Genomic DNA, 5,905 nt, shown 5'->3' with positions numbered 1-5,905 from the left:
AAAGCTATTTCTAATGTTTATCCAGAAGCTGCTTGTGAGCAAAAGTTGGAAGGTAAAGCTACTGGGAGTGTTAGTTAGTCCAGATGGTACTATTAGTAAAGGACCAAAGTTGTTACTAGAAAGTGGCTCTCCAATGTTAGACGAAACTGCTTTAGATGCAGTAAGAAAGGAATCATTTTCTAGTAGCGATGACTCTAAACTGTATCAGTATGAATTTAATTTTGATAGTTCTAATTGTAGTAGGGAGCAGGGAGTAGGGAGTAGCGAGTAGTGAAAGGGGGTGAATATTTACGATTCATATCTAGATTATGCAACCACTAACACGCACCTGATTTATTAAACACTACCCAAATAGTTTTCCAAATTAACTTTAGATCGTATGCAATAGACCATTTTTCCTGATACTCAATATCCATACCCACTATGTCTTCAAAGTCTTTCACACAAGAACGACCATTTACCTGCCATTCTCCAGTAATACCAGGTTTTACATCTAGTCTGTACCAATGATGAGCTTCATAACGTTCGACTTCATCAACAGTAGGAGGACGAGTACCTACTAAACTCATTTCTCCCTTGAGAACATTCCAGAATTGAGGTAGTTCGTCTAAACTAGTCCGACGCAGGAAATGACCTATAGGAGTTATTCTAGGGTCGTTCTCATTTTTAAATATGTTACCCTTCGCCTCATTTTTGACTAAGTGTTTTAGTTTTTCTGCATTAACCACCATTGAACGAAACTTCTTGATCCGAAAAGTTTTGCCTCTGAAACCACAGCGCACCTGAGTGAAAAATAGAGGACCGGGAGTATTTATTTGCATTAATATCCAAATAGGAATTGCAACTACTCCTGCGATCCCTAACCCGACTAAAGCTCCTAAAATGTCAATTAAACGCTTAGTTTTGCTAGTTACAGATGGATGAAGTATTTGTTTGTATAAGCTAGCTGAGTATTCTTCTTCTAAAACTGCTATAGAGTTCATATTGGAAAATACTGATAAGTCAGATGTATTTGTCATTGTTTACACCCTGATTTGATATTTTTAATTATGATTAAAGGCTTTGATCTCAGGGGTGAGAACTAGACTTCTTGTTAAGAGAGGGGATGGGTGAGGTGCGGAAACGGAAAAGAAAAAAAATAGGGAGTAATAATCTTTTGCTACATAAGGATTTTTACTGATTTTCAGGTTAAATGTTGAGGGTGATTTGCCCAAGTTTAACTTTACTTTCTGCGTATTTTCCTCATCATCCAAGACTACTTCACGTAACCCCTGTCTACTTTTTTAGCTGATTGTCACCCCGTGAGTGATTTTATAGTTCATATTTTAAAAGAGGAGCATTGAAGGTGGTAGGGTAAAATACTCAGCTTTACCAAATCTTCACAAATTTCAGACGTTTTTTTAAAGTTTCTGTGTGGTTTTAATTATTTATCATTTAATACCACTTAATCCCAAAAAATATCCTGTATAATTAATAGTTTTTCCTATTATTATCTTTTTCGGTATTTGTAGATTGGATTAAAAATTTAGTAGTTAATTTTACAAAAAAATAGTTTCAGTAAGAAGGCACAAAAAAACCTGCTAGTCCTCCAGAGTAAATGATGCAACACCTATTGTTGTATTATTGCGATATACGCAATAATACATTATCGGGTAGAGTGCTTCACATAAAACCTTGTCAAACAGGTAGAAGTTGAGAGTAGAAAAAAGGACAAGTCTCTTCAGAGATAATAACTACTATAATTATTGAGCAATCTCTATAGCAGTCCTATTTTATTTGTGTATAAAAACCTTAACGCTTTTAGGGAACAGGGAACAGGGAACAAGTAGGAGTTTCAGGTTTTTTATCTACTTTTTAATTTGTCACAACCTATGCGCGGATTGCTATAGTAATTGAGACTTCAGTGAAAGACTTTAGAATCACTACTGTGAATAATCAAAACTTATTGAGAAATAAATAATGAAACGACTAATTTCTCTAATTATCAGTTTACTTATTCTGATAGCCATCTACTGGAAAATTGATTTTACTGGACTAATAAAAGTATTTGAAAATTCTAACCCTGTATGGATGATAATCAGTGTAAATATGATAATTCCATTGACAATGTTAACTGCTTGGCGTCTACAACAGTTAATGCCAAAAAAGGGTAGAAAATCATCATCTTATCTAAATTTTGGAGAAGCAAATCAATTAATTTTAGCTGCCAGTGTCTTGAATATGATTTTGCCTTCAAAAATGGGAGATATTGTCAAAGCTTATTTTATGAAACAAAGGGGGAATTTAGAGGGAACTTTATCTTTGTCTATAGTGATATTTGAAAAGGCTTGCGATTTAGTTTCTTTGCTAATATGGTGCGTTTTTGGATTGATTGTTTATCCAGAAAAAGATTTATTATTTTGGGTAATGACTGCTGGAGTAACTTTAGGATTAATTATCGGATTATTATTATTATCTTCTCGCAAATTCACCAATATATTTTTTCAAATAGCAAGAAAAATAGCCCCTAAAAAAATATTTTCAAAGATTGATAATCTAGAACTTTCTTGGATAGAAATGCACAGATATTTTTGGTACGACAAAGTACAATTAACCAAAATTGTTACTACTTCAATATTTATCTGGTTCGGACATCTATTACAAATTTGGTTTTTTACTCTAGCTTTAAATGCTTCGGTTCCATTTTTGGCAAGTTTAGCATTATCTCCCTTGGCGATTTTAGCTGGATTACTACCTTTAACTTTTGCTGGAGTTGGTACTCGTGATGCTGCTTTTATTATGTTTTATCAACCTTATTTTTCTCAAGAAGTTGGAGCTGCTTTAGGATTACTTTGTACATCCCGTTATGTATTACCAGCAATTGCTGGTTTACCATTTTTTGGGAAATATTTAATTGGAAGGAAGAAGCAAGAATAAATTTAATTTTCATTAATGGATAATGGATAATGGATAATGGACAATGGATAATTACCTCTCCCTAAAAGGGAGAGGTAAGACGCGGTAGGGAAAAAATTTATTTTTTTCCCCTTTATTGGGGAGGCTTTAAAGGGTGAATTATCTAATTATTTAATTGTTTAATTGTTTAATTGTTTCGGTAAGAAAGAAGAAAGAAGAAAGGAGAAATAAATATTTACAGTCTACTCCATGTAAGTTTGGTACACTGATTCTTGTAGATTAGGTAATTCCAAGTAGTATAAAGAGAGTACATCTATGCTAATAACAAAGGATTTTCCATTTGTTGAAGATTATCATAATCGAATTAATGATTTATTATCTAATTACTATACAGCTAATCATCAAGATTTTTCGGCACTATTAGAACCTTTGAATCGAGCTTTATTTTATAGTCGTCGAAGACTTCGGTCTTTATTAGTTTATTGTGGCAGTGCTGTTGTAGGAGGAATTCCAGAAAACGCTGATTGGATAGCTGTTTTGTATTAAATCATTACTCCTAGCTATGTTTTAATTGATGATAGTATCATTTTTGATAGTGGGAAATAACGTGCAAATTTACCAACACCGAGAATTGAATATGGAGAGATTACACCAATTTTATCGGCTTGCATTTTACAGCTTGAACCGATTTTTTTACTAACAAAACAACAGATTGAATATTCCGAACTTAATAAACTTAGCAAGATATTTTATGAATCAGCAAGTAATACAGTGAAAGGTTCCCATGCTGAACACAAACTCTCAAGTTTCCCTTTCGGTAAACTTATCGATGAACACAAAATCATAGAAACTTCTCGCTTACTTACAAGCTCTCTTTTAATTGGAGCAATTACTTCAGGGGGAATTATTGGAGGTGGAACAAATCATCAAATAGATGAGTTAAGTAACTTTGCAGCGAATTTTGGTATTGCTTATCAACTTTCTGACCATATAGTCGATCTCATGGTAAATAATAGACAAACTGGTAAAGATAACTTTTCGGATATTAAAAACAATCAAATCAATCTTGTTGTAAATTATTCTCTACAAATGTTGCCGTTTGATTCTTCAGCATGAAAATAAATTATAAGTATACTTGGAAGTTATCCTTCGTTGGATATGCAGCTTAAATTAAAGGAAATTTTTAAAGAAACAGGGGCAATTCAACATTGTTTAGATATTATTTCACAATACAATGCTCTAGCAACATCTTCTCTGCAATAGTTACCCGATCATAAATATCGGGATTTCTTGATGAAATTACCTGGTATTTATTTTGAACAACCGATTAGCAATATGAAGGAATAATAAAACTAGAGTGGCTTTACTTTTGAAGAAGGAAGAAGTAAGAACATAGAAAAAAGCTCCTGTGTAAACCAAATGTATTGCGGCGCGATGGGTGTACCTCACCAACATGCAATCTGCTATATCTAGGATAATTTTAGTTGTTTTTGGTTGTATTTGAGGATGGAAATTATTAAAAATAAAAAGTTATATTTACCAGATTTTCAGTTTTTATTTGACAAACCAATACTACCTTTTTTAATTATTGCTTTTGGGGTAGCTATGAGGTTGATTCAATATTTAGCTAATCGTTCTCTCTGGGCAGATGAAGCAGTTTTAGCTTTAAATATTGTCAATCGTTCTTATTTGGAATTACTCCAACCTTTGGATTATGACCAAGGTGCGCCGATTGGTTTTTTGATGGTAGAAAAATTGGCAGTTCAGATATTAGGGAATAATGAGTATGCTCTACGTTTATTTCCTTTGATTTGTGGCGTAGGTTCGTTGTTTGTATTTTATGAATTAGCAAAAAAATGGATTCCTAAATCTGCCATTCCTATAGGTTTAATTTTGTTTGCCAGTTTGGGATACTTAGTCTACTATTCAGCAGAAGTAAAACAGTATTCTAGTGATGTGGCGATCGCTCTTCTTTTATATCTATTATTACTACCTTTAGTGCAGCAAAAATTGAACCTGGGTCAGATAATTAAATATTCTCTGGTCGGAGCGATCGCTATTTGGTTTTCTCATCCTTCTATCTTTATATTGGCAAGTATAGGAGGAAGTGCTTTACTAATTAATTTTTGGCATAAAGACCTGAGTAAAGTCAAAAAATTATTACTCATTTACTCAGTTTGGATTTTAAGTTTTGTCATGTTTTATTTTGTGTCTTTGAGAAATTTAACTGGCAATGAAACTTTAACAACTTCTTGGGGGGATGGTTTTCCTGGTTCCCCTTTTGATATTATTTGGATGTTAGATGCTTTCGGTAAATTTTTCTATAAACCTTTGGGTTTTAGTAAATGGGTTGATGGGTTAGCTATTCTGGCTTTTTTAGTAGGTTGTCTTTCTTGTTGGTTGAGCAGAAAAAAAATTTTGTTTCTCTTACTTTCTCCATTATTTATGACTTTTTTAGCATCCTTTTTACATCAATACCCGTTTCGGAGTCGTTTGGTTTTATTTCTCACACCATTTGTAATTTTTCTCATAGCAGAAGGTGGAAGTTTTATTTTGACAAAATCGAAATCTCGACCAATCAAAATTATTAGTATTTTCTTGATTATCTTGTTACTCAGGCAACCCTTAGCAAAAGCTATCGATCTGATAGAAGAACCTCTAAATTACTCAGATATTAAACCCGTGCTGAGTTATATCAAAAAACATCAACAACCAGGAGATATTTTGTATGTTTATCAACGAGGAATATATCAGTTTCAGTATTATGCAGAAAAATATGGTTATCAAGAGGGAGATTATATTATTGGTGTGGACGATTTAGATAAATATGATGGTCAAGAATTATCAATTACTGAGATGACAAGATATGAAAAAGATTTAGATAAACTCCGAGGGAATAAAAGAGTTTGGTTATTATTTTCTCATACTCATATTCCAGCAGAAAGAAGATTTTTAAATTATTATCTGAATGAAATTGGGATTAGAATAGATACTTTTGAAAAGCCTGGGA

The 5,905-nt window shown here is 32.9% G+C and carries 6 protein-coding genes; 5 read left to right on the top strand and 1 reads right to left on the bottom strand.

Annotated features, from left to right (window positions below):
- Nucleotides 1–271 (top strand): energy transducer TonB (locus tag F6K22_RS28870; RefSeq protein ID WP_363274663.1); only part of this gene is annotated, 271 nt, incomplete at its 5' end.
- 46 nt (nt 272–317) lie between these two features.
- On the opposite strand, the gene F6K22_RS28865 is transcribed toward F6K22_RS28870, so the two are convergent.
- Nucleotides 318–983 carry a sugar transferase gene (locus F6K22_RS28865; RefSeq protein WP_293106008.1) on the bottom strand — a complete coding sequence of 222 codons (666 nt, stop codon included), beginning with the start codon at nt 981–983 and terminating at the stop codon, nt 318–320.
- Between the two features lie 976 nt (nt 984–1,959).
- Between F6K22_RS28865 and F6K22_RS28860 the strand changes: the two genes are divergently transcribed.
- The 4 genes from F6K22_RS28860 to F6K22_RS28845 form a co-directional block, all read left to right on the top strand.
- The gene (locus tag F6K22_RS28860) at nt 1,960–2,916 is read left to right on the top strand and encodes a lysylphosphatidylglycerol synthase transmembrane domain-containing protein (RefSeq protein ID WP_293106003.1); all 957 of its coding nucleotides are present in this window, start codon (nt 1,960–1,962) and stop codon (nt 2,914–2,916) included.
- A gap of 294 nt (nt 2,917–3,210) precedes the next feature.
- Nucleotides 3,211–3,441 carry a hypothetical protein gene (locus F6K22_RS28855; RefSeq protein WP_293106000.1) on the top strand — a complete coding sequence of 77 codons (231 nt, stop codon included), beginning with the start codon at nt 3,211–3,213 and terminating at the stop codon, nt 3,439–3,441.
- An 84-nt stretch (nt 3,442–3,525) separates the two neighbouring features.
- A complete protein-coding gene (locus F6K22_RS28850; RefSeq protein WP_293106005.1) occupies nt 3,526–4,011 on the top strand; it encodes a polyprenyl synthetase family protein in 486 nt (161 codons plus the stop codon).
- Nucleotides 4,012–4,401: 390 nt separating this feature from the next.
- The coding region (locus tag F6K22_RS28845; RefSeq protein WP_293105997.1) for a glycosyltransferase family 39 protein at nt 4,402–5,905 on the top strand (1,504 nt) is incomplete at its 3' end.

Origin of the sequence: Okeania sp. SIO2F4 (genome assembly GCF_010672385.1) — a bacterium.
Taxonomy (GTDB): Bacteria; Cyanobacteriota; Cyanobacteriia; order Cyanobacteriales; family Microcoleaceae; genus Trichodesmium.
This window is presented reverse-complemented; position numbering and strand designations above follow the sequence as displayed.